Source organism: Paenibacillus sp. PL2-23, from assembly GCF_040834005.1.
Lineage (GTDB): Bacteria > Bacillota > Bacilli > Paenibacillales > Paenibacillaceae > Pristimantibacillus.
In genome coordinates, this window is the sequence record NZ_CP162129.1 from 1 (window position 1) to 2500 (window position 2500).

At 50.6% G+C, this 2500-nt stretch carries 2 rRNA genes (1 of these 2 cut by a window edge); both read right to left on the minus strand.

Annotated elements, in window-relative coordinates:
• Positions 1-961: 961 nt before the first annotated feature.
• Positions 962-1078 (minus strand): 5S ribosomal RNA (rrf, locus tag AB1S56_RS00005).
• A 99-nt stretch (positions 1079-1177) separates the two neighbouring features.
• Positions 1178-2500, minus strand: a 23S ribosomal RNA gene (locus tag AB1S56_RS00010) (it continues 1628 nt past the right edge of the window).

A 2500-nucleotide genomic window follows, 5' to 3' on the forward strand; every position in this document is an offset into this window, starting at 1 on the left:
AAAAGTACATCAATTTCTTATATTTGTTTGCTCAAACGAGGAATTGCTGCGATTATACATCATTTCAAGCACACTTCTACCTTTCACGTCCACACATCGGCTATAATCCTGCATATTCGCATTAATTTGACCCTACACTAACCTTTCGAGCATTAATTACTGCAGGATTTGCAGGATCAACATCCCCTACGTTGCAGCGTGCGAATAATGCTGCAAAAGTGCATCATTTTCTTACATTTGCTTGCTCAAACGAGGAATTGCTGCGATTATACATCATTTCAAGCACACTTCTACCTTTCACGTCCACACATCGGCTATAATCCTGCACATTCGCATCAATTTGACCCTACACTCATCCTCCGAGCATAAGTTACTGCAGATTCGCAGGATTTACATCCCCCTACGTTGCAGCGTGCGAATAATGCTGCAAATGTACATCATATTCTTATATTAGCTTGCTCAAACGAGGAATTGCTGCGATTATACATCATTTCAAACACCGTCCCACCTTACACGACCACACATCATCTATAATCCTGCACATTTGCATCAATTTGACTCTACACAAACTTTTCGAGCATTAATTACTGCAGGATTTGCAGGATTTACTCGTCATCCGCTTTCTACTGTATATAGCGCGCAACATTCATCATCAGGTTACTTAGGTTCGACCACATCAAAAAACTGCCACAGTAATCTGTGAAAGGTCATTCGTGCTTGGCAACGTCCATTCCTCACTGAGCTTAGGCTACTCGTGCTTGGCAACGTCCATTCCGCACCGGCAATGAATCCGCTTCAAAGCCATCACTTCGCCGGTCGGCGTCTGAACCTACCTCTAAATGCCGGGTCACGCTTCATCGAATTGCTTCGATCAAAATGGTTCAGACACTCTCCCAGTAGGGAGAGGAACGTCGCCAAGCACAAAAAGACCTACCGTAAATGAATACGGTAGGTCTTCTGTGCTTGGCGACGTCCTACTCTCCCAGGACCCTGCGGTCCAAGTACCATCGGCGCTGAAGGGCTTAACGGTCGTGTTCGGTATGGGAACGCGTGGTTCCCCTTCGCCGTCATCACCAAACGTCAATGTTTACACATTGAAAACTGGATACGAAAGTTTGCTGAACTTTAGCTGTCATAAGCATATGCTTACGATGTGTGTTTCCTCTCGGAAACACTTTAGGATAAGCCCTCGACCGATTAGTATTCGTCAGCTGCACACGTTGCCGTGCTTCCACCCCGAACCTATCAACCTCGTCGTCTTCAAGGGGTCTTACTAAATTGGGAAATCTCATCTTGAGGGGGGCTTCACGCTTAGATGCTTTCAGCGCTTATCCCGTCCGTACTTGGCTACCCAGCGGTGCTCCTGGCGGAACAACTGGTACACCAGCGGTACGTCCATCCCGGTCCTCTCGTACTAAGGACAGCTCCTCTCAAATTTCCTGCGCCCGCGACAGATAGGGACCGAACTGTCTCACGACGTTCTGAACCCAGCTCGCGTACCGCTTTAATGGGCGAACAGCCCAACCCTTGGGACCTACTTCAGCCCCAGGATGCGATGAGCCGACATCGAGGTGCCAAACCTCCCCGTCGATGTGGACTCTTGGGGGAGATAAGCCTGTTATCCCCAGGGTAGCTTTTATCCGTTGAGCGATGGCCCTTCCATGCGGTACCACCGGATCACTAAGCCCGACTTTCGTCCCTGCTCGACTTGTAGGTCTCGCAGTCAAGCTCCCTTATGCCTTTGCACTCTTCGAATGATTTCCAACCATTCTGAGGGAACCTTTGGGCGCCTCCGTTACATTTTAGGAGGCGACCGCCCCAGTCAAACTGCCCGCCTGACACGGTCCCTGTACCGGATTCACGGTACCAGGTTAGAACTCCGATACGATCAGGGTGGTATCCCAAGGACGCCTCCACCGAAGCTGGCGCTCCGGCTTCATAGGCTCCCACCTATCCTGTACAGATCGTACCAAAGTCCAATATCAAGCTGCAGTAAAGCTCCATGGGGTCTTTCCGTCTTGTCGCGGGTAACCTGCATCTTCACAGGTATTAAAATTTCACCGGATCTCTCGTTGAGACAGCGCCCAAGTCGTTACGCCATTCGTGCGGGTCAGAATTTACCTGACAAGGAATTTCGCTACCTTAGGACCGTTATAGTTACGGCCGCCGTTTACTGGGGCTTCGGTTCACAGCTTCGGGTTACCCCTAACCGCTCCCCTTAACCTTCCAGCACCGGGCAGGCGTCAGCCCGTATACTTCGCCTTACGGCTTCGCACAGACCTGTGTTTTTGCTAAACAGTCGCTTGGGCCTTTTCACTGCGGCCCCCTCGGGCTATTCACCCTACCGAGGCACCCCTTCTCCCGAAGTTACGGGGTCATTTTGCCGAGTTCCTTAACGAGAGTTCTTCCGCGCGCCTTAGCATGCTCTGCTCGCCTACCTGTGTCGGTTTGCGGTACGGGCACCTTGATCTCACTAGAGGCTTTTCTTGACAGCCGGAGT